18 protein-coding genes and 1 pseudogene are annotated in these 20,940 nt (G+C 62.1%); 10 read left to right on the plus strand and 9 right to left on the minus strand.

Annotated features, from left to right (window positions below):
- Position 1: 1 nt before the first annotated feature.
- On the minus strand, positions 2-385 hold the full coding sequence (locus AC3A4M_RS20865) for a hypothetical protein (protein WP_498738297.1): 384 nt from the start codon (positions 383-385) through the stop codon (positions 2-4).
- 39 nt (positions 386-424) lie between these two features.
- A complete protein-coding gene (locus tag AC3A4M_RS20870; protein WP_498738299.1) occupies positions 425-1,567 on the minus strand; it encodes an acyl-CoA dehydrogenase family protein in 1,143 nt (380 codons plus the stop codon).
- A gap of 215 nt (positions 1,568-1,782) precedes the next feature.
- Between AC3A4M_RS20870 and AC3A4M_RS20875 the strand changes: the two genes are divergently transcribed.
- From AC3A4M_RS20875 to AC3A4M_RS20895, 5 genes and pseudogenes are all read left to right on the plus strand, one after another.
- Positions 1,783-3,231, plus strand: coding sequence for a PAS domain S-box protein (locus tag AC3A4M_RS20875; RefSeq protein WP_498738301.1), 1,449 nt, complete (start codon positions 1,783-1,785; stop codon positions 3,229-3,231).
- Positions 3,232-3,447: 216 nt separating this feature from the next.
- Entirely contained in the window at positions 3,448-4,305 is an 858-nt protein-coding gene (gene catA / locus AC3A4M_RS20880; protein WP_498738303.1) for a catechol 1,2-dioxygenase, read from the plus strand.
- 428 nt (positions 4,306-4,733) lie between these two features.
- Entirely contained in the window at positions 4,734-5,261 is a 528-nt protein-coding gene (locus AC3A4M_RS20885; RefSeq protein WP_498738304.1) for a DUF2071 domain-containing protein, read from the plus strand.
- Positions 5,176-5,511, plus strand: a complete 336-nt coding sequence (locus AC3A4M_RS20890; protein ID WP_498738306.1) for a DUF2071 domain-containing protein — start codon at positions 5,176-5,178, stop codon at positions 5,509-5,511. The genes AC3A4M_RS20885 and AC3A4M_RS20890 overlap by 86 nt, the downstream gene beginning before the upstream one ends.
- Before the next feature lie 328 nt (positions 5,512-5,839).
- Positions 5,840-5,968: pseudogene (locus AC3A4M_RS20895) on the plus strand (IS3-like element ISAar4 family transposase); the annotation flags it as partial.
- Positions 5,969-6,028: 60 nt separating this feature from the next.
- Here the strand turns inward: AC3A4M_RS20895 and AC3A4M_RS20900 are convergent.
- Positions 6,029-6,904, minus strand: coding sequence for an alpha/beta fold hydrolase (locus tag AC3A4M_RS20900; protein ID WP_498738308.1), 876 nt, complete (start codon positions 6,902-6,904; stop codon positions 6,029-6,031).
- Positions 6,905-7,843: 939 nt separating this feature from the next.
- Between AC3A4M_RS20900 and AC3A4M_RS20905 the strand changes: the two genes are divergently transcribed.
- Positions 7,844-8,878 carry an AAA family ATPase gene (locus tag AC3A4M_RS20905; RefSeq protein WP_498738309.1) on the plus strand — a complete coding sequence of 345 codons (1,035 nt, stop codon included), beginning with the start codon at positions 7,844-7,846 and terminating at the stop codon, positions 8,876-8,878.
- Positions 8,879-9,136: 258 nt separating this feature from the next.
- Positions 9,137-9,298, plus strand: coding sequence for a hypothetical protein (locus tag AC3A4M_RS20910; protein WP_498738311.1), 162 nt, complete (start codon positions 9,137-9,139; stop codon positions 9,296-9,298).
- A 218-nt stretch (positions 9,299-9,516) separates the two neighbouring features.
- On the opposite strand, the gene AC3A4M_RS20915 is transcribed toward AC3A4M_RS20910, so the two are convergent.
- The 4 genes from AC3A4M_RS20915 to AC3A4M_RS20930 all read right to left on the minus strand — a co-directional run bounded on the left by AC3A4M_RS20915 (position 9,517) and on the right by AC3A4M_RS20930 (position 13,976).
- On the minus strand, positions 9,517-10,926 hold the full coding sequence (locus AC3A4M_RS20915; protein ID WP_498738313.1) for a ferredoxin reductase: 1,410 nt from the start codon (positions 10,924-10,926) through the stop codon (positions 9,517-9,519).
- On the minus strand, positions 10,923-12,227 hold the full coding sequence (locus tag AC3A4M_RS20920) for an aromatic ring-hydroxylating oxygenase subunit alpha (RefSeq protein ID WP_498738315.1): 1,305 nt from the start codon (positions 12,225-12,227) through the stop codon (positions 10,923-10,925). Before AC3A4M_RS20920 ends, AC3A4M_RS20915 begins: the two co-directional genes overlap by 4 nt.
- 493 nt (positions 12,228-12,720) lie before the next feature.
- The gene (locus AC3A4M_RS20925; RefSeq protein ID WP_498738339.1) at positions 12,721-13,083 is read right to left on the minus strand and encodes a helix-turn-helix domain-containing protein; all 363 of its coding nucleotides are present in this window, start codon (positions 13,081-13,083) and stop codon (positions 12,721-12,723) included.
- The gene (locus AC3A4M_RS20930; protein ID WP_498738317.1) at positions 12,975-13,976 is read right to left on the minus strand and encodes an RsbRD N-terminal domain-containing protein; all 1,002 of its coding nucleotides are present in this window, start codon (positions 13,974-13,976) and stop codon (positions 12,975-12,977) included. The genes AC3A4M_RS20925 and AC3A4M_RS20930 overlap by 109 nt, the downstream gene beginning before the upstream one ends.
- Positions 13,977-14,095: 119 nt before the next feature.
- Between AC3A4M_RS20930 and AC3A4M_RS20935 the strand changes: the two genes are divergently transcribed.
- Together AC3A4M_RS20935 and AC3A4M_RS20940 are read left to right on the plus strand one after the other, a co-directional pair.
- Positions 14,096-15,721 carry a class I adenylate-forming enzyme family protein gene (locus tag AC3A4M_RS20935; protein ID WP_498738318.1) on the plus strand — a complete coding sequence of 542 codons (1,626 nt, stop codon included), beginning with the start codon at positions 14,096-14,098 and terminating at the stop codon, positions 15,719-15,721.
- The gene (locus AC3A4M_RS20940; RefSeq protein ID WP_498738319.1) at positions 15,718-17,061 is read left to right on the plus strand and encodes an MFS transporter; all 1,344 of its coding nucleotides are present in this window, start codon (positions 15,718-15,720) and stop codon (positions 17,059-17,061) included. Before AC3A4M_RS20935 ends, AC3A4M_RS20940 begins: the two co-directional genes overlap by 4 nt.
- An 859-nt stretch (positions 17,062-17,920) precedes the next feature.
- Here AC3A4M_RS20940 and AC3A4M_RS20945 read toward each other — a convergent pair.
- A complete protein-coding gene (locus AC3A4M_RS20945; RefSeq protein ID WP_498738320.1) occupies positions 17,921-18,124 on the minus strand; it encodes a cold-shock protein in 204 nt (67 codons plus the stop codon).
- A 260-nt stretch (positions 18,125-18,384) separates the two neighbouring features.
- The gene (locus AC3A4M_RS20950) at positions 18,385-19,323 is read right to left on the minus strand and encodes a cupin domain-containing protein (RefSeq protein WP_498738321.1); all 939 of its coding nucleotides are present in this window, start codon (positions 19,321-19,323) and stop codon (positions 18,385-18,387) included.
- Positions 19,324-19,583: 260 nt separating this feature from the next.
- On the opposite strand from AC3A4M_RS20950, the gene AC3A4M_RS20955 reads away from it, so the two are divergent.
- The gene (locus AC3A4M_RS20955) at positions 19,584-20,939 is read left to right on the plus strand and encodes an ABC transporter substrate-binding protein (RefSeq protein ID WP_498738323.1); all 1,356 of its coding nucleotides are present in this window, start codon (positions 19,584-19,586) and stop codon (positions 20,937-20,939) included.
- Position 20,940 lies beyond the last annotated feature (1 nt).

Raw genomic sequence — 20,940 nt, forward strand, 5'->3', positions numbered from 1 at the left:
GCTACTTGCCCTGCTCGACGTCGTCGCGGATGGTTAACGCCCTGCCCATGCGGGCCTCGATGTGGGCGTAGGTCCACAGTGCGTGCTCGTCGTCGACCATGGTGGTGCGGAACAGGTTGCACGCGGCCTTGACGGTTTCCTGCGTATCGACGTCGGCCAGGATGTAACAGGTCCAGGGCCAGCCGGCGGACGGACCTACCATGTGCGAGTCATCGTCCATATTGCCGATCACGTTCACGCCCGGCATCCGGGCCATCTCGGACATCATGCCGGAGAACGCCGTCCAGACGGGGCCGATCCCGCTCTTGGGCAGATTGAAGAAGTTCTGGTTGATGCCGATGCAAAACAAGACGCGCAAGGGTTCAGGGGTGGTGCTGTCAGCCACGGTGTCTTTCCTTTTCAGTACTGGGATACTTGCGGTCGGCTAGAGGAACGCCGGGATGCCCGGCGGCTGGCCCATCAGGACCGCTCCTGTGCCGTCGTACATGCCGTCGCCGAGGAAGGCATGCTGGGTGACTACTGCCGAATCGCGCAGGTTCCCCTGCAGCGGGTTGCCGTCGTAGATTGCGGCGGTTCCGGAGAGTGAATAGGCAGTACGGACGGCGTTAGCTCCTGCTTTGGCCGCGTGTGTTGACGCCAGCCGGAGCAGGGCCTTCTGCTTATCCGTGGCCGGGTCACCGGAGAGTACGGTGGCGTAGGTTTCTTCGGTGATGTCGTAGAAGAAGGCGGCAGCTGAACGCAGTTCTGCCTCCGCCTTGGCTACGTCGATGCGGTAGTAGGCCCGGTCGGCAAGTTTCGGGGCTCCGGTGATGCCGGTGCGGCCTGCGCCGGTTTCTTCTGCATAGTCCAGCGCTGCCCGTCCAATGCCGAGATTGACGACGGCGAGGACCTGGGCTGCGTAGGCGATGGTCGGATAACGGAAGAGCGGTTCGTCGATGGTTGCTTCGCTGCCTCGGATGAATGTCCATTCCATCGGGACATCCGCGCCATCGACCACGAGGTCGTGGCTGCCGGTGCCGTGCAGGCCGATGACATCCCAGTTGTCTTCGATGGTGACCTGGTCCGGGTATAGCAACGCCATGCGGGGCTTGCCATTGGACTCGTCGCCGCCGGCAATGCCGACGCCGAGGATGTCGGCGCCCTTGCTGCCGCTGGCAAACTTCCACCGGCCCTTGATGTTGTAGACGCCTCCGTCGAAGGCGGCTTTCTGTACCGGGAACAGTCCGCCGGCGAAGGCGAGGTCAGGTCCGTTCTTGTACAGTTCGGCCTGCGTGTCGACGGGCAATGCCGCCAGGTACACCAGAGCCGATCCGAAGCTGGCAACCCAGCCGGTGGAAGCGTCCACAGCGGAGATACGTTCGATCTTTCGCAGGAACTCGGCAGGGGGAAGCGCGTCGCCGCCGAAACAGCGCGGGGTTGCTGCGCGGTAGATTCCTGCCTTCTTCAGCTCAGAGACGATGTCCTTCGGGACAAACTTCTGTTCGCTGAAATCGGTGCGGCGCTCCCGGACCAGTGCGAGCACCGTGTCCAGGGGTTCATGTGCGGGTGTCTCCAGGACCGCAGTCATGTAAGCCCCTCCTCGAAGTTTTCGTAGCCATTAGTGGTGGTGTTCGCCACGTTATTTCGCCAATTACTGCGCCTCAATCGGTGGTTTTGCGACCTGTGGCAAAGGAAGCTCACCGGGGTCTAAGGGAAACCCCTATTGGCGCTGAGCAGCGGTGCGGTACAACTGGGTCTGTGGAGACAATCTCATTCCGACCCGACGGCGCAGACTTTGAAGCCATGGTGAAGCACCTTAAGTTCTGCATCCTGATCCATGACGGGCAGACGAAGGACATTCTCTGGGCCAACCCTGCCGCATGCGAGATGCTGGGCTTCACCCTCGAGGAACTGCGCCCGCTCAAGGCCCCGGACATGAGCGGAGCAGCCTCGCGCTACCGGCGTTCCGTGGGCCGCCGCTGGCTACAGCGGGCTATGGACGAAGGGATTTCCCGCACGGAATGGAAATACAAGAACAAGGCAGGCACCGAATTCCTTACCGAGGCGACAGCCATCCGGCTGGACCTCGCGGAGCGCCAGGTAGTCATGGTCCAGTTCCGCAACATGGAGCACGAAGAAGAGCTGAAGACAGACCTGCAGCGGACCGAGAGCAGGCTGCGTGCCTTCATCGGGAGCATGGGCGACGGCATCATTGTGGTCGATGAATCAGGCTTCATCAGCTATGCCAGCGAATCGAGCGAATTGCAGCTCGGCCGCAGCACCGAGGAACTCGTCGGCAGCAGGTTCACGGATCTGTGGACACCGGAATCCTATGCCGAACAGGGCAGCTTCCTTGCCGGGCCTGCCATGGCACCCCAAACCGGGACGATCCGGCTCGAGCGGCAATTTCCGGGCGGGACCCGACGATGGTTCGGCGTCAGCTGCCAGCCGATCGACTTGGAACAGGACCTGCGCGGAGCCCTGCTATATCTGCATGACATCACCGATCGCATCCACGACGAGGAAGAACAGCAGCGGAACCAGGACCACATGAACTATCTGGCCCGACACAACGTCATGGGAGACATGGCGATGGCCTTGGCCCATGAGTTCGGCCAACCGTTGGCGGCTGCAACCAACTTCATCTCCGGTCTTCAGCGCCGTCTGGTCTCCGGCCAAGGATCCTACGAAGCGCTCTCCTATGGGCTCGACAACGCACAGCGGCAAATCGAACGAGCCAACGAACTGCTCAACAGCCTCAAATCCTACGTCGGCAAACTGGAGTCCTCCGAACAGATCGTTGACTTGAACAAGATCGTCCGTGAGAGCCTCTACTTCATCAGGCTGTCCGCCGAGCGCGCCGGTACGGAAGTGCGGCTTGAACTGCACCCCGGTCCCATCTTGGTCCGGTGCGAAAAGGTCCTCGTCGGACAAGTCATCCTCAACCTCTCCCGCAATGCCATTCAGGAAATGGAAGCCTTCCCCGCGGATGAACGCACCATCACCATCGCCACCACACCTGTCGAAGACACCGGCGAATTCGAGGTACGCGACCGCGGTCGCGGCCTGGCGCACTTCCCGGACGGCAGGATCTTCGACGGCGCCTTCACCACCAAGGAATCCGGCTCCGGCATCGGACTGGCCCTCAGCCACCGCATCATCACCAGGCTGGGAGGCACGATCTCGGCCGACGAACTTCAGCCGCGCGGATCCTCATTCAGCTTCCGGCTACCCCGCGTCGAGGAACAGTAGAAGCTGGTGCCTCCACGCAAGTGATACGCGCGGCGGAGAACGCAGTCGACTAAGACCTGCGTGCCGAGATTGAAGATTGTACGTATATACCTAAAGGAAGCCGCTCTTCCCGCCTTCGTGAGCGCCTGCCTAAGCTGATAGCAGGCGGGCGTGAGGCCCGTCACGTCTGTTTCAGGCAAGAGCAACTCTTCCATCATCATTCTTCAAGGAGTACACGTGACCACACAAACCCAGGCCTCCGCCGCAGCCTCGGGCAACGCCGCCACGACTCGCTTCCGCGAATCCGGCAAGACCGGCCAGAGCGAAGACGTCTCGACCGAGCGGGTCAGTGTGCTTGCCGGCCGGATCATCAAGGCCGCCAATGACATTGTCCTCGAGGAGCGCGTCACTTACGACGAGTACAACGCACTGAAGTCCTGGCTGATCAAAGTTGGAGAGGACGGAGAATGGCCGTTATTCCTCGATGTCTGGCTTGAGCACTCGGTGGAAGATGTCGCCACCTCACACCGCGAAGGTAACAAGGGGTCCATCGAAGGCCCCTATTACATACCCGACGCACCCCAGCATCAGACTCCCGCCACCATCGACATGCGTGAGAATGAGCCCGGCACGCCGCTGCTCTTCCAAGGCCAGGTCTCCAGCACCAAAGGAACACCGCTGGCCGGGGCCAAGGTGGAACTCTGGCACGCAGATTCGGACGGCTTCTACTCCCAATTTGCCCCGAACCTGCCGAAATGGAACCTGCGCGGAACCATCATCGCCGACAGCGAGGGACATTTCCAGATCAACACCGTCCAGCCAGCTCCGTACCAGATCCCCACCGACGGGGCTTGCGGCCAGCTGATTGCCGCGGCCGGATGGCACGCCTGGCGCCCTGCCCACCTGCACCTGAAGGTCTCCGCCCCGGGCCACCAACTACTCACCACCCAGCTGTACTTTCCCGGTGACCCTCACAACGAGGACGACATCGCCACCGCGGTCAAGCCCGAACTGCTGCTGGGCATCGAGCCAGCCGAGTCCGGCAACGGCGTGCAGAGTACGTACAACTTCCGCCTCGATCCCGAAGCCAGATAGTATCCAACGCAGCCGAACAGCAGGCCCTGCCGTCACCGGAAGCGATAGTCGCCGCCTTGGAGATCGACAAGGGCTGACCGCCCGGGTCAATCGCTCGGTCGTCCACTAAGCGGGGACGGGACTGGAAAATTCTTGACTCGCCCAGACACGCCGATAACCCCGTCTGAGTAGGCGCTTTGTTTCGCCGATAACCTCGTCCGTCGATGTCGTGTTCGCCCGCCCGAGAAAGCAACGGCTCAATATACGCGCTGGATTTTGGGGTTTGTCACGTGCCGTAGCTTGTGTCAGAGGTCCCGGATGTGGAAGACGGATTTGAGCTTCAGCTGGCGGTGCGGTCGGGTGTCTGAGGTTGTCGATAAGAACGGATGCGCCGATCCATTTTCGTGCAGACGAATGCCGGGGCGATGACCTGCTGCTAAATTTGCGCAATGAAGCTGCATCCATCCGATGATGCTGATCCCCGATCCGGACGGCCGAAGTTATCCTTCCCGCTGCCTGTGTACCAGTCGTGGGCTGACACTGTCTTCCTGCATTGGCGCATTCCCGTTTCTGCCGCGGCGGTCCGCATGCCGCCCGGCGTCGAGCCCGATGAGTTCAAGGGGACCACATGGATTGGGCTCATCGGCTTTCGTGTCCCTGGGACCGTTGTCGGCCCGGCCGTCGGCTTGGGCCTGCCGCTGCCTTATGTCGGTTCCTTCACTGAAGTCAACGTGCGCCTGTACTCGCGCGGCAGGGACGGAATGCGCGGCGTGTCGTTCCTGTCGATGGACGTCTCCAGGCTCTCGTTTGCTCTGGCCGCCCGCGCGGGCAGCATGCCCTATGTGTGGTCGCGGTGTCGGCCCACGGTGACGGACGGGACGGTGCCCGCCTATGGATACGAGGTCGAACGCTTCCGCGGGCAGGGGGACGTCATCGTTCGCGGTCCGCCCCGATCCTGCCCGGCAGGCCGACGATGAACTTTCGCTATGGCTCACGCAACGATTCGGGCTCCATTGGCGGTTCGCCGGCCGTACCGCCTTTATTCCCATCTCGCACAGGCCCTGGCCGCTGCAGCCGGCAGCTCTGATCCACCACGGGGAGGAGGACGCACTCCTGAAGGTGGCCGGCTTCCCGGTTAAGGGCCCGCCGGAATCGGTGCTGTTTTCCCCCGGCGTACGCACACAGTTCGGCCGGCCGAGGGCAGTAGGAGACCCCGGGTTCTCCTAGGCTCCGAAAGGAACCGGAGAGTGGCTCCATCCGGAAAGATCGAGGGCTTCGGGCACGGCGAATGGCGCGGAATACAGCCATGGGCCACATCACCCAGACTGCATGAACAAGGTGAAGCGCAAGAGGCGCTTTCGCGGGTTTTATTGCAGGCGGGGTATACGCGAATCGGAGAAGCCACTGGTTACAGGTGATTTTCCTCGGCGGGGGAGCGGCGGTCGGGTGCCGCGGTGGAGGACCCTCCAAAGAGAACCATGAATATCCCCCGGCGAACGGCGGTCATCACACAAGTACTACCTTCCAGAGACATCGAACAAGTCATTCTTCCGCTTCTAGTTCGCATCATTTGTTGCAGTGCTCCCTAGATGGCACCAGGCGCAATGATTGCAAGACCGGGGTTTGCTGGGATAACAGCATGGCGGAAAGGTTCTTCTCAGCCCTGAAAAACGAGCGCGTCCACCCACGAGGAGCCGAGTGACGCCACTGTGTGGCGTCACTCGGCTGTCTGGCGGCGGTTTTTCTAGTTCCCCCGGGTCGCTTCGGTCGCCGCAGCGAGGGGTGTAGGCGGCACCTGAGGTGTGGCACTCTGCTGAAGGAAATCTGTGATTTTCTTGGCGATGGCCTTCGACTGGGTCCATTGCAGGTTGTGCGGGCCCTCGACTTCGACGATTTCGTGGTGGCTGACGTTCTTGAGCTGGTTCTTGTGCGTCTCAAGCCAGTTGGGAATGGTGGCGATGCTGTCGCTTGCGAGCAAGTTCAGAACAGGGAGGTCGTTCGGGTAGGTGACACCGTGAAGTGCTGCGGCATTGCTGCCCACCCGGGCGGATTCGTCGGCGACCGCTGCGTTGCCGTAGTTCCAGATTGTCATTTGGCGCATGCGTTCTAATTCGGCCTGGGTGAAGTCGTTGCTTGTCGGGTCCGCCAGGCTAGGCGCGATGGAGACTACGGTTCGGACCAAACCAATGGTGGAGAGTATTCCCTCGACATTGATGCCCCGGCCAGGGGAGGAGACCGTATCCACCTTGGCGGCGGGCACGGTGGGGTCGATGCCGACTACCGCGGACACTTCGCCCGGGTACCGGTTCGCGTAGTCGAGTGTGTAGAAGCCGGCGATCGAGTGTCCTGCCAGAACGTATGGTTTCTTGAGATCGAGTGAGGACAGGGCCTCGTGAATCTCAGTGCTGATGTTCTTTACAGTCCGTTCGGGGGCGCTCATGTCGCTGTAGCCGTATCCGAAGCCCTCAACGACGATGACGTCGTAAGCATCGAGTTCCCTGATCAAAGGGGCAAAGTCCAGCGCCGGAGCGATCGTGCCCAGGCCGCTGAGCAGGACCAGGGGCTGTGCACCTTCGGTGCCAGCCCGAACGACGTTAACCTCGCCGCCGGCGACTTCCACCAGGTCACCGTACTGAGCAGTACTTGACTTCTCCTGCTGTTCCAGAAGTGCGTTGGCCGCTGTGGATGCAAGGGTTATTCCCAGTGCGGTGAGAGCGATGACGCCGGTGGTTTTGACTGTACGCCGAAATGGTCGGCGGCTTTTTTCGGGTGCTCGTTGGGTTGTGTGGCTCGTGGTGTTCGGGAGCTGACGACTGACCTGTGCCATGGGGACGTTTCCAGACTTGGGGATGTTCGGATGAAGTGAGAACCCGTTCAAAGGCGGGCCATTCGTCCGAAATGACGTCACCCCTTACATGTGAGGGAAAGTCCTACAGACGTGTTGTGTTTTCGCTAAGTTGCACTTTCATGTTTGCGTGGAGGACCTGTCGCCGCTTGTGTGAACCGAGAGTGAGCGGGTCTGCCAACACCTTCAATGTATACCCCCTAGGGGTATGCGTCAAGGGCGCTTGCGGGATTAGAGGAATCGGTTATCTGATCTCGTAGCAGTCGCCACAGCTATTCGCTTTCTCGAAAGCAAAAGCATCATCGGTCGGGGTGCAGATGCCGCACTGTTCCGGTGTTTGACTACCAGATCCAGATGCGGATCGATCATCGGAACAGTGGAACCGCCAAACGAAGCTGAAATAAACCGCCATTCCTAGCTAACAGTCACAGGCGGGGGAGCGGCGGTCGGGTGTCGCGGTGAAGGACGGCTTGCGGGACAGTCAGGCCAAGGTGCGCAGGTTGAGTTTCCCTTGTTTGGACATCTGAAGGTATTACAGAGCCAAGCCGTCAGGGACGGAGCTGATCGGCAGGGATAATCTCCTCATTGTTCTCCGGCCAGTGCCCGCATTATCCGACGGAGACTGCCTGTGTCGCGTGAACTACGGCCGAAAAGGGGGTGATACTGGTGAGGCTAACCCCACCCGGGTCGGGTACCGGGTACTACAGTGGATGCATGGCTGCCAGCCGCAATCCGCTCGATGACCTGCGCGAAACCATCGGCCATCTGGCCGATCAGCTCAAGCTGCACGGTTCGGAGCGCGTCGACGACCTGGTCGGCGATCTCATCGGTGCGAGGCCCGGGCCGGCCCGGCCGCTGAACGAGGTGCAGGCCGAGCTCGACGCGCTGGTCGGACTGGAGACCGTGAAGGAGCAGGTGCGGGCCCTGGTCGCACTGCTCCAGGTCCAGGCCCGCCGGAAGGCGCACGGCCTGCCGGAGGTGGCCACATCACAGCATCTGGTGTTCCTCGGAAACCCGGGCACGGGCAAGACCACGGTGGCGCGGCTCCTGGCCGAGATGTACCGCGCGGTCGGTCTGCTGCAGAAAGGCCATCTGGTCGAGGTCGACCGTTCGGGGCTGGTGGGGCAGTACGTCGGGGCGACCGCCATCAAAACGGACCGGGTGATCCGGCGTGCGCTGGACGGCGTCCTGTTCATCGATGAGGCCTACGCGCTGGCCCCGGACGACGGCCGGGCGGACTTCGGCCCCGAGGCGATCGAGGTCCTGCTTAAGCGGATGGAGGACCACCGCCACCGCCTGGTCGTGATCGTGGCCGGGTACCCGCAGCTGATGGAGTCCTTCCTGCTCTCGAACCCCGGACTGCGCTCCCGATTCGCCCGCGAGATCACGTTCCCCGACTACTCCATCGACGAACTCCAGACGATCTTCCACCAGATGCTGGCCCAACACGAGTACACGCTGGAGCCGGGTGCGGACCAGATGCTGCGCCGCATTTTCACCGGGCTCCACGCGGGCGAGGACTCCGGCAACGCACGGTTCGCCCGCACGCTGTTCGAGCAGGCGCTCAACCGCCAGGCGCTGCGGCTGTCGCTGGACGAGGAACAAAGTCTCGACGCGCTCGATCGTGAGGCCGTCATGACGCTCACCGAGGACGATATCGTCGAGGCTGCGCTGGCCTTGGGCGAGGAGCCGGGGCCGGAACCAACGCCGGAACCGGAGCAGTCACGCTGGCGGCGCTGGCTGGCCTGACCGGATCTGCGGCGGATGTCAGGCGAATGCTGCGTTCGCTGCGGCTGGTCTGCAAGGTCCGGCGGAAGAAACGCTGCAACTCTTGCCAGGGCGAGCAGGGCATCGTTGCCCGAATCTGCTGAACCGGCAGTTGGATGCCGGTGCCCTGACGAAAAGCGGGTGACTGACGTGACCGAATTCGGCGTCGCCGACAGGCCCTAAGTCAGACAGATGGATGCGGCGCTGAAGCGGGTTTGGGCTGCTGCGGCGGCCCTGGAGATGCCCCGGGGCGACATGGACCGGGCCCAGGCGGCTCTGGACGACGCCATCGGCGAGGCCCTGTATGCCGGAACGAACCCGGATGCGATCGCCGATGCGGTGAATCTGGCTCCCGCAGGGCGCACCCGCCCCGCCCGGCAGTTGCCCCGGCAAACCCCCTGACTGGACGGCCCGCCCCAGGAACGTCCTTTACCCGGCTAAGGTAGGCACGCTCCAGCGACACGCACAGCACGCCGATAACCGTGATATGTCAAGCGATTTCCTGAGGCGACGTCCTCGGTGCTTCTGGCTGGATGCTGCCGGTCCCTCCGTTACCGGACTCGGCAGTTCCCCGTTGCAAAACCATCCCTTAGTTGTTCGACCTAGAGCAGGAAAGGCGGCTATGCATCGATCACCATATCGGTGCGCGCGGTCGAGCAGCAGGGCAGGAACTTGCCAGCATCGATTTCACGTACCCGGATCCCGCCCTGGTGGTTCATCTCGACCTCCCCTGATAGCTTGACGACCTTGCAGGAGCCGCACATGCCTTCCTTGCAGTTCGCGCCGATCCTGACGCCCGCACGCTGGGCCACCTCAAGGATGTGTTCGTCGGGGTCAATCCGTACATTAATGCCGGTACGCATGAAGGACAGGGTCAGGCTTCCGGTTCCCACAGTGTCAAAGCTCGAGGCATCAGAGGAACCGGGCTCCTCTTCCACATCCGAACTGCTGTCTTCGGAACCGGGCGCGTCCGGGCCGACGGTTTCCAGCGGCAGCCCCGTGGCCTTCAGGGTTCCCTCGGCGTCGTAGCCGGGCTCGTAGAGCCCGAACTCGGTGGGCTGGCTGTCATAGTAGTCTTGGGCGGAATCTTCAATTTCTTCCGCGATTTCCTCGGCAATGTCCGCTGCATGCGCCAGCTCTGCTTGGTATTCAAGGAGCGTCTGGCGATCTCCCGAGAAGAATTCCATGTGAATGGAGGTGTCGTCGACGCCGACCTGCTTGAGAAGTTCGGCGGCGGTGTTCAGATAACCCTCGGGACCGCAGGCATAGACCTGGCGACCGTTGGCATCGGGGGCGACCTCGTCGAGCATGGCCGCCGTCAGCCTTCCGGTGAGCCATTCCCACCCCTCGGGTATGCTGCGGTCGCCCAGGGAGTAGAAGACCTTGACGCGCGAGTCCACTGAGGCGATGTAGGCCAGCTCCTGGTGGAAGGCATAGCCTCCGGCCTCCGCTCCGTGGTAGAGCATCACAACATCGGCCTGTCCGGGCAGGGAATGGATGGTCCGCATCATCGACATGATGGGGGTGATGCCTGCGCCGGCGGCCAGCAAGAGGTACCGTGCCCGGCGGTCAGCATCAGGCAGGTGGAATGCCCCGACCGGTCCGAGCATCTCCAGGACGGTGCCGGGCTTGACGTTCTCGTGCACCCACGGTGAGACCAGTCCAGTGGGGTCGCGTTTGACTGTGATGTTGAAGGTCCACGGCTGGGTGGGCGAACTGGACAGCGAGTAGCTGCGATCCACCGGATCCTGGTCCCCGCCGTTCACGGGAAAGGCGACGTTCACGTACTGGCCCGCACGGAACGCCAGGGGCGCACCGTCGCAGCGCCGGAACACGAAGGTCATCATGCCGCCCACCTCGGGAACGACCTCGACACATTCCGCCATAAACTCCTGCGGATGCCAGGGGCCTAATGCGTGGGCGGCGCGGGCGGGTCCCTCGGTGCTGCCCATCACCCTGTTCCACGGCATCTCAAGACCGCGGATGCGGTGTGGTTCCTGGATTGCCCTTTCGGTGAGGAGTTCAATCATGCCAGGTGCTCCTGCACGCGCTGCACGTACCAGTTGATGAACGCCTCGACCTGGTATTCGCTCTTCATGTACGGGCCGGGCTCATAGGCGGGGCTGCTGGCGCCCTTCTGGCACAGCTCCACGAACGCCTTGTCCTGCAGATTTGTCTGCTTCCAGGTGTAGGTGAGTTTCTCCAGATCGTAGTCGACGCCTTCCTCGGCGTCGTCAGCCACCAGCCAGGTGGTGCGTACCAGTGTCTGGTGTTCGTTAACGGGGAAGACGGCGAACGTGATGACGTGGTCCCCTTGGAAATGGAACCAACTGTTGGGCTGCAGGTGCATCGAGCAGCGGCCAAGACGGAAGTCCCGCAAGTCGCCGAGCAGCTTCTTGGAGAGCCTGCGCCCATCGGGCGAGAACGATTCCCCTTCACCATCGAGCGATTCCCGTGAGATGCGGATACCCGCGATGCGCGTGTCGAGCTCCTCGACGACCTCATAGGGAAGGCCATAGCGGCGGCAACGCTCCTCGAGCGAGGACTGTGCCTCCTTGTTGCGGTCCCACACTTCCTCAAGGTGGGCCGGGATCAGGCCCTCTGTCAGGCCCCAGGTGGGAAAGAGGGAACAGGCGAGTTCCGGGTGGCCGTCGCAGTGGTAGCACTCACGGTTGTTCTCCATGACGAGCTTCCAGTTGCCCTCCTCGACGATGTTCTGCTGATAGGCGATTTTCGTCTTCGACAGATCGTGGGGTGCGAGGTAAGGCTCGAAAATCTTAGAGGTTTCGTCGAAATCCGTCGGCGGTTCGTCCGCAATGCAGACGAAGATGAGTCCGGCCACCACGCGGCTGTGGGCACGCTTGAGGCCGAAGCAGCCCTTGTCGAACTTCGTTTCCCCCGGCGCCGAGGCGTGGATCAGGTTGCCCTCCGGGGAGTAGGTCCAGGAGTGGTAGCCGCATACCAGGTTTCCGGTTGACCCCGCGGGTTCGGTCAGGACGCGGGCGCCGCGGTGGCGGCACACGTTATGCAGGACGTTCACGCCGCCGTCGTCGTTGCGCAGCACGATCAGCGAGTAGGGCCCGTAGTCGACGGTGACGTAGTCGCCCGGCTCCGGAAGCTCGGCGATGCTGGCGGCAAAGATCCAGTGCTGGCCAAAAATGGCCTGCATGTCGATGTTGAAAATCGTCGGATCGGTGTAGAAGGGGGCATCGAGGGAATATCCCACGCGCCGGGAATCGAACAACTCGATGATTTCCGCCAGCTGCTCGGCAGGCAATGATGAAGCGAGTTTTCCGCGTGAGTTGAGAGCCACGTTCACTGGAGCTGACATTTTTTTCTCCCGGGAGGACTGGAAGTGTGGGATTGATGGGGATTACGTAGGTAGTGGGACTACTGGTGTTGACGAGATGTTGTAGTCGCGAGATTAGGGAGGACCGATGAGCAATAGGGGCCCGTCGTAGATGGCAATTAACGAGCAGGCAGCTGGTGAAGCCTTGGGGGCGCGCTGCTTAGCTGCCGAAACATCACCCAAGGATGCTCCCACCACCGCAAGCGTCTCCATGTCTAGCCCTTCATATGCGTAATACGCAACGACAACCACATCGTGCAACAGTGTGACCTATCCCACCCTTAGGTGTCAACCCGTTAAAGACGCGGCCGAGAGCACATAAATGCATTGACAATGCAGTGCGGGTAGGTGTGACAGCGTGGGACACTAAACGGCGCAACTTCCCTCCTTTCATCCCCGTCGGAGAGACGCGGTAATGGGCGATTCCGTAAAGCAGCGGCAGCTCACCACCGTCCAGACCGATGGGCAACTGGGGTCAGCTTGGATGTAGTTCAACATGCTGTTGGGACAAGGGAATGCCAGCACTTATGGATCTGAAAGCCTGCGCTGCCTGGGGTGATGGGGGATCACCGTCGGCGTAGGAAGTTCCGGGTCGCGTAATGGGCTGGTTGTCTACCTCTAATGCCTGTCTGACCCACATGAGTTCGACGAGCCTGTTTGTCTCGTCGAGCTTGCCTCCGATCAGGTCCTCAAGTCTCGAGAGTCGGTAGCGAAGAGTGTTTTCGTGGATCACCAGGGCATCGGCAGTACGTTTGACGTTTCTGTCGTTGTCCAGATAGCTCCACAGGGTAGCCAGGAGCTGTTCGCCCCGAGGATCGGCGCGAAGCGTTCGACGTATCTGGCCTCCAGCAGCCGGTTTACTAACGGGTGGCTCGGCACTGCCAGGCGCCACGTGACGGTCGAAGAGTCGTGCCAGTCGCCGGACTGCATGCTGATTACGGACATCACCTGCTCCGCGACGTTCCGTGAGGAACCCAGATCGGCTGCGTCGGCCCAGGTCCCGCCAGCCAGGACCCCGTGCACCCCCATTCCGGTGGGCGACCTGGCCACGATCGCCAGCGTGGCGCCGTCGCTCTCGGTTGCGACGGCCGCCGCTGCCGGCAGGGAGCCGGCCCGCTCCAAGCCGCGCACCCAGGCGGACTGGGATCCCCGCTGCCGGTGTCCGAGGACAACCTGCAGGGGAATGTTCAGGTTCATTCCCAGGTCTTCGGCCCGTCTGCGGATCCCCGGTGACAGCGGGTCGGGGCCCACGAGGAGACGGATGACGTCCGATTTCTCGACGCGCCGTCGTACTTCATCATTCACCGCCCGCGTACGGTATTCCCTGACGGCCAGCGACACGAACCAGTCGCCGACCTCCCAAAGGAGGGTGGAGCCGCGGAGCGTGGCGGCGGAGTCCAGTCCCATCTGCTCTGAGAGTTCGATGAAGCGCCGATGGATGGCGTTGAGGCTGATGCGGTAGGCGCGAATGATGTCCTCGATCGCCATTCCCTGGGTCAGCCGGTGGCGCGTGGTCCGACGGGGCTCGGCCTCATCGTTCTCCGTCGGTAGCGCATTGGCCAGGATGCTGCCGACACCGCGCAGCACGTTGACCCGGACGGAGGCGAGAAGGTCCTCGCGCGGGACGACTGCGTAGCCGGGGAGCTCCCCGTAGATGTCACGGGCCGCCTGCTCCCCGATCCCGGGCGCCTCCGCCTCCAGGTGCCTGCCCACCATCTCCAGCTCAGTCACTGTTGCCTTTCGTTGAAAACTCCAAAAAACTCCTGCTCTATTGGCGGGCGCTCCGTAGCCAGTCCCTCCTACTGCCCGAAGAATGAGTTTATGTGGTACAGCTCTCAGAAAGTGAATTGATGAACATCTCCAAAAAACGCGCCAGCGTTTACCCAGCCAGCCCGGGCGCCACAACGTTCGCCGATCTCTGGGACGCCACGGTCGAGGCCGCACCGGGGCGGCCGTTTCTGGTGTTCCTCGACTCCCAGGGCGAACGCAGGTCATGGACATATCGGGAGTTCGACGACATCATCAGGCGTGTTGCATCCGGCTTAGCATATTTAGGCCTCCGCCCCGGAGATGGCGTCCACCTCAGTCTGCGGAACTGCCCGTTTTTCGTCGCGGTGTGGCTGGCCTGTACCCGGATGGGATGCTGGATCGTCCCTGTCGATCCCAGCTCGGCCGTGCCCGAGATTAGTCGGCAGCTCGCCCGCACCCGACCCAAGGTTTGCGTGTATGACACTGAGCGGGCGGACGAGTACAGGAACATCCTCGCGGACGCGGACGCGGACGTGGCTGGCCTCTGTGTGGATGGGCTGGCCCAGGACGTGGCGCCGGCGGGGCTGAATGCACTCTTTCCAAGTTCGGGCCAGGCCAAACCGCAAGATCCGGCTTGGGCCCCGTGCGGCCAGGACCGGCTCGCGGTCATGTTCACATCCGGCACCACCTCTGCACCTAAGGGCGTGGTCCTGACGCAGGCCAATTACCATTGCGTTGCCACCGTCATGGCGGCAGCGGCCCGTCTGGGCCCGGAGCACCGCTGGCTGGTCACGCTGCCGCTATTCCATGCCAACGCCCAGTACTACTGCTTCGCCTCTGCCATCGCCGTCGGAGCTTCAGTGGCCCTCACCGCGCGCTTCTCCGCAAGCCAGTGGGTCGAGCAGGCCCGGGACTTGGCTGCCACCCACGCGAGCCTCTTCGCAGCACCTATCCGCATGATCCTTGCCCGGACCCCCGCGGGGCAGAAGCCGTCGGATCTCATACACGTCTGGTTCGCCCAGAGTCTGGGCGAGGAGCACCACCGCGCATTCGCCGCCCTGGCCGGGTGCTTACCCCGACAGTTATACGGCATGACCGAGACGGTACCGATTGTAACCTTTGACCAGTCGGAACTGCCCTCGGCCGACCAGATCGGCACCCCGCTTCCCAGCCGCAGGGCACACATTGTTGACCTCGTCACCCGCGCACCCGCGCCGGCCGGGGAAGTGGGGATGATCGCCGTAGAGGGCCGCCGCGGAGACGACCTGTTCCTTGAATACCTTGACGATCCCGCTACGACCGCCCGGACCCTGCTGCGGACACCCGGCGGGACCGACCTGCTGCTCACCGGCGACCTGGCCCTGCAGACGGCCGACGGGGCGTGGAAGTTCGTGGGGCGCGCCGATGACGTCATCAAGGTCTCGGGCGAAAACGTTTCGCTTACCGAGGTCGAAGCTGCCGTCGCCCAGGCCCCCGGCGTCCTTGAAGCCGCCGTCGTACCCAGAGCGGACAAGATCCGCGATCAGGTGCCGGTCGCCTACGTCGTGCCACGCGACCCATCCGCACCGCCCGTACACGATCAGCTGGCGGCTTGGGCCCAGGCCAACCTGAGCAAGGCAGCCCGGCCAGTGGAGTGGCACTTCATTGACGAGCTGCCCCGAACAAGCGTCGGAAAGGTCCGCCGCTTCAAACTAAATGCCACTTCCGCACCAGGAGCACACGCATGAGCACCTCGAGCACCAACGCCACGAGCCGCCGGCGGGCTTTCGCCGGTGCCATCGCAGGCCATCTAATCGAATGGTACGACTACGGGATCTATGGCTTCCTGGCGATGACCATGGGCCAGCTGTTTTTTGCGTCGTCGACCCCGGCGATCAGCCTGCTCAGCAGCTTCGCCGCCTTCGCGCTGAGCTTCTTCATCCGTCCGATAGGCGGAGTCTTCTTCGGCCCCCTTGCCGACCGGATCGGACGGCGTAACACGCTCTTGCTGGTCATGGTCCTGATGGCCGGTTCGACGTTCCTCATCGGGCTTTTGCCCACCTACGCCTCAATAGGCATTGCCGCTCCGATCCTGCTGATCCTTCTTCGGTGCATCCAAGGCTTCTCCGCCGGCGGCGAAATCGGAACGGTCACCAGCTTCATCGCCGAGTACGCCGGTCCCAAGCGCCGCGGTTTCGCGACCAGCTGGTTGATGGTCACGGCCGTCGTCGGTCTGCTCCTCGGCGGCCTGGTGGCCAACGGGCTGTCGGCTGTTCTCGGGGCGGACACCATGAGCGCGTGGGGGTGGCGTGTTCCCTTCCTTATAGCCGGCCCGCTCGGCCTGATCGCCGGATACATCCGACTCCGCCTTGAAGACAGTCCGGAATTCACCGCCCTCGCCGAAAGCGGCGACCTTGAGAAGGCCCCGCTCCGGGAATCCCTGCGATGGTCACGGTCCCTGATCCTGGTCTTCTGCATCATCACCGTGCATTCCTCCATTTTCTACCTGGTACTCACCTACGCATCGACGTTCCTGGGCAACTCGCTCAAGTTCGATGCCGACACCCGCTTCTGGTTAGTGCTCCTCGCCTGCGCCCTGGCTGCCTGCGTGATGCCGTTCGGAGGTGCCTTCACCGACCGCTTCGGCCGGAAACCATTCCTGCTTGCCACAGCCGTGATGTGCACCCTTTCGATGCTCTGGTTCTTCCTCGCGGCTCCCGGCGCCACTCCCACGGGATTCCTCTGGCCCTTGCTGGCCACGGCCCTTTCCTTCGGCCTGTACGCGTCCTCTACCTACGCAACCATGACCGAGCTCATTCCTACCCGTATCCGGTCCACAGGAATCTCACTGGCCTACAACGTGCCCGTAGCCTTGTTCGGCGGCAGCGCGCCGCTCATCGCCGCAGGAATCACCGCCGCCACCGGGGATATCCGCTCACCGCTCTGGTTCTTCATCGCCACCGGTCTGGTCTCCATAGCCGGGCTCTTGCTTCTGAAGCCCAGCGACTTCTCCCGCGCCGCCGCAGAGGACCGGCTGCCGGCTTCCCGAACGCACACCGCCGATCCAGACAAGGCGACGCAACTGTGAGCCTCACATAGGGAAAAGGCGGGGCCAGGAACGTGCGTACATTCCTGTCTCCGTCCTTTCAGCGCGAATCCTGCAGCAGCGTCATATGGACCGTTATCGGCGTCGAGCCCCACGAAAACTGCGTGAAAGTCTTGGTGGTGCCGGATTGAGATTGGCTGAGCCGAGCTCGGCCGAGCGGCGGAGCTTGTCCTGCTCCGTGGAACAGGCCATTCGTCATAGGTCGCCCCTACAGCCGCACACCGGCCGTCGTGCTTGGAAGGGTCCCTTCAGAGCTGCGCGCGGCTTCGGCAAAACCTGGCCATTTTATTCCGCCGGTGCTGACACCCGTCGTGAGAGAAGGGTTATGGTCCCGTCCCACTCATCAGCGACAAGGCTTGCCCTGGCGCACTTTTCGTCAGCCTCGGCGCGGTCTGTACCCACACCGGTTGGCACGTCGGCCGGGCGGGTAATAGTAGTGGAGATGCCCTCGCCGCATCCGTTTCTCCCGGCAAGGAGCATTATTCCCCGAAGAGCTCTTTGGATCCCCATTTTGATTCCCCCAGAACCGGCCACGATCAGGCATGGCAGTACTTCCCAGTGAAACGTTTATAGGAGCACCTGTCAACATGCTCCCGCCGTGCGCTAGCCCGCATGCCACCCCAGATGCAGGGGCCACAGCGGGGAGGACCAGGCGCAGAAACGGGCCGGCCGTCTTCCACGAAGATGTTAGCCAGGCCCGTCTCGTCCCGCCACTCACAGGCAGGGAATTGGTACGTTAGCGCCCCCACCTTGAAAAAAGCTGAAACCCCGCCCATCGCCAGTAGCAGGTAATTGATCACGTCCGGCAGTCGTTATACGTCTGCAGCTGGAGGCACGGACCCTACAGCGGGCGGATGTTCTCCGCCTGCGGGCCCTTTTGGCCCTGGGCGACCTCGAATTCGACCTTCTGGTTTTCATCCAGGGACTTGTAACCGCCACCGGCGATGGCCGAGAAGTGGGCGAAGACGTCTGGCCCGCCGTCATCGTTAGCGATGAAGCCGAAGCCTTTTTCGGAGTTGAACCATTTCACTGTGCCGGTTGCCATGTAACCGTTCCTTCTTGGCCTGCTTTGCGTGTCCTGATCCGCACACCGTTCCCGCCGCCTGTCATCAACCTATGTGCAGATGCCCGAGGCAACAAGCCCTGGAGGCTGCCGAGCCGGGCTATCAGTAAAGAGCCGGTTTTGCCCGGCTGGGTAGGACGGCTGCCGTCATTACCGCCAACGCTGGTGCCGTAACGGTCGTAAGCGCTGTTATCGGCGGAATAGCTCCGTTACGGCAGAGGCGTCCAGTTGGCCCTCTTTCATCAGCTCTGGTCCCCCTTCTGTTCCCATTTCCTCCGGTACTGTCTCGGCGTCACTCCCAGGTCGTTGCGGAAATGACGGTTGAAGTTGGATAGGTTGGAGAATCCGGCCTCGTAGCAGATTGAGGATACGGGCAGATCGGTGCGTTCGAGCAGTCTGCGCGCGTGAGCGATTCGGAGCTTGCGGGCCAGATCGCTGAAGTTTTGGCCGGTTGCCCGTTTGAAGTACTTGGAGAAGGTCGGCTCCGACATGCCGACGAGGGCAGCTGCTTCCGACATTCGCACTTCGCCTGCGTAGTTGGTGAATACGTATTCCAGCACAATATCGATGACGGCTGCGGCCTGACCGTCGAGTTGAGGCATGAACCATTCGTCTGCCAAATACACGCGATCAGTCGCAGGCGCCCTTGCAAGAATTGAGAATAGTTCGAACAGGTGATGCAAGCGCGCAACGCCTTGGTTTACACCGATTGATTCGATTGATGCCGCGGCCGCTGCGGCGGTTTCGCCCAGAAATTGCAGTCCGCGGGCGGACTCTTCCAGCAGGCTGGCGACCTCGGTCATTTCCGGCAGGAACTCGGAACTTTGTTGCACCCAGTTGGCGTCGAATTGGATGACGGCGTCGCGGTTCCTGATGACCTCTCCGGGTTCGAGATCGCTTATCCAATCGTGGGGAAGTCCGGATCCTATAAGCGCGACGTGGCCGGCTTCGAAGGTGCCGATGTGGTCACCGACGATGAAGCGGCCGGACCCTTTCCTGATGAGATGGATCTCGTATTCCGGATGGTAGTTCCATCGGGCCAGAGGGCTGGGGTAGTCATGCTCATGCCAGCGTACGGAGTGATGCGGGTCCGCTGGAATTACTTCACGGTTCGCTTGCAACCCCAGTAAGCGCGCGGCCAGCCTTGCGGCTGTGTCGCGGGCTTCATCGTGATCTGGCACCTGCTTTCCTCCCCCTCCTCCTATGGTTCGTTTCGGTTAGAGCAAAGCTACACAACCTGGCACGTTCCAAGCTATACAGGCACCTAGGCAAATTAGTATCGGAAATTGGAATTTGTGACGCTAGTTGTGACCTTTCCCACAGCCTACTCTTGATCTATCAGGCCGGCTGCCGTAGCACCGCCGGCCAACCCAGCATCTCTGTTGCGCACCGTTTATCGACGGGCCGCGACGCGTACCGATAAAGAACAAAGGAGTCCTTCATGCGCTCAAAAACAGGCGCCGTTTCTCTCGCGGCTGGGGCCGTCTGCGCAGTTTTGGCGATCTCGGGTTGCGCCGGTGCCGGAGGCGGGGGCGGGTCGGCAGATGCAGGGAGCATCAATGTGCTCATGGTCAACAATCCCCAGATGGAAGACCTGCAACGCCTTACGGCCGATAACTTCACCAAGGAAACCGGCATCAAGGTGAACTACACGGTTCTGCCGGAGAATGACGTGCGGGCCAAGATCAGTCAGGAATTTTCCTCGCAGGCGGGCCAGTATGACGTGGCTTCCCTGTCCAACTATGAGATTCCGTTCTACTCCGCCAATGGCTGGCTTGCTCCGCTGGACAGCCACGTTGAGGCCGACCCGGACTTCGACCAGGACGACATCATGCCCGCCTACACGGCCTCGCTGACAGGTGAGGACGGACAGTTGTATGGTGAGCCGTTCTACGGCGAATCCTCCTTCCTGATGTACCGCCAGGACGTTTTCGAGGCCCAAGGACTGACGATTTCGGATAAGCCGACCTGGGATGAGGTAGCCGACCTGGCAGTCGAGCTCGACGGCGCGGAACCGGGAATGAAGGGTATCTGCCTGCGGGGCCAGCCGGGCTGGGGCCAGGTGTTCGCGCCGCTGACCACTGTGGTCAATACCTTCGGCGGAACCTGGTTCGACAAGGACTGGAACGCGCAGGTCGACGCACCGGAATTCAAGGAAGCCGTCGAGTTCTACACCACGCTTGTCAAGGAACACGGCCAGGCAGGCGCAGCACAGGCCGGTTACACCGAGTGCCTGAACAACATGTCCCAGGGCAAGGTCGCCATGTGGTACGACGCGACAGCAGCCGCCGGCGCTCTCGAAGCGGAGTCCTCGCCCGTGAAGGGCAAGATCGGCTACGTGCAGGCCCCGGTGAAGGAAACCGATTCCTCCGGCTGGCTGTGGACCTGGTCCTGGGGCGTGCAGGCAGCATCGAAGAAGCAGGACGCGGCATGGGAGTTCATCTCCTGGGCCAGCTCGAAGGAATACGAAGAACTCGTCGCCTCCGAACTGGGCTGGGCCAAGGTCCCGTCGGGCAAGCGGATCTCCACTTACGAGAACAAGGAATTCCAGGAAGCCGCACCCTTCTTCGAGGCCGAGCGCTCCGCGATCGAGAACGCGGATCCGGAAAACCCCGGAGTGCAGGAGCGGCCCGCGCCGGGCATCCAGTTCGTCGGCATACCCGAATTCGCGGATTTGGGCACTAGCGTCTCACAGGAAATCAGTGCCGTGATCGCGGGCCAGAAATCCGTAGATGAAGCTCTGGCCAAGGGCCAGCAAACCGCCCAGAAAATCGGCGACAAGTACAAGAGCAACTAGG

The organism is Arthrobacter sp. Soil_C_60 (assembly GCF_057656375.1).

Coding starts and splice junctions, on each gene's coding strand:
- AC3A4M_RS20915 (WP_498738313.1), bottom strand. CDS start 10,926: ATGATTGAACTCCTCACCGAAAGGGCAATCCAGGAACCACACCGCATC.
- AC3A4M_RS20885 (WP_498738304.1), top strand. CDS start 4,734: ATGAAGCTGCATCCATCCGATGATGCTGATCCCCGATCCGGACGGCCG.
- AC3A4M_RS20935 (WP_498738318.1), top strand. CDS start 14,096: ATGAACATCTCCAAAAAACGCGCCAGCGTTTACCCAGCCAGCCCGGGC.
- AC3A4M_RS20905 (WP_498738309.1), top strand. CDS start 7,844: ATGGCTGCCAGCCGCAATCCGCTCGATGACCTGCGCGAAACCATCGGC.
- AC3A4M_RS20940 (WP_498738319.1), top strand. CDS start 15,718: ATGAGCACCTCGAGCACCAACGCCACGAGCCGCCGGCGGGCTTTCGCC.
- AC3A4M_RS20875 (WP_498738301.1), top strand. CDS start 1,783: ATGGTGAAGCACCTTAAGTTCTGCATCCTGATCCATGACGGGCAGACG.
- AC3A4M_RS20920 (WP_498738315.1), bottom strand. CDS start 12,227: ATGTCAGCTCCAGTGAACGTGGCTCTCAACTCACGCGGAAAACTCGCT.
- AC3A4M_RS20955 (WP_498738323.1), top strand. CDS start 19,584: ATGCGCTCAAAAACAGGCGCCGTTTCTCTCGCGGCTGGGGCCGTCTGC.
- AC3A4M_RS20870 (WP_498738299.1), bottom strand. CDS start 1,567: ATGACTGCGGTCCTGGAGACACCCGCACATGAACCCCTGGACACGGTG.
- AC3A4M_RS20945 (WP_498738320.1), bottom strand. CDS start 18,124: ATGGCAACCGGCACAGTGAAATGGTTCAACTCCGAAAAAGGCTTCGGC.
- AC3A4M_RS20910 (WP_498738311.1), top strand. CDS start 9,137: ATGCCCCGGGGCGACATGGACCGGGCCCAGGCGGCTCTGGACGACGCC.
- AC3A4M_RS20890 (WP_498738306.1), top strand. CDS start 5,176: ATGGATACGAGGTCGAACGCTTCCGCGGGCAGGGGGACGTCATCGTTC.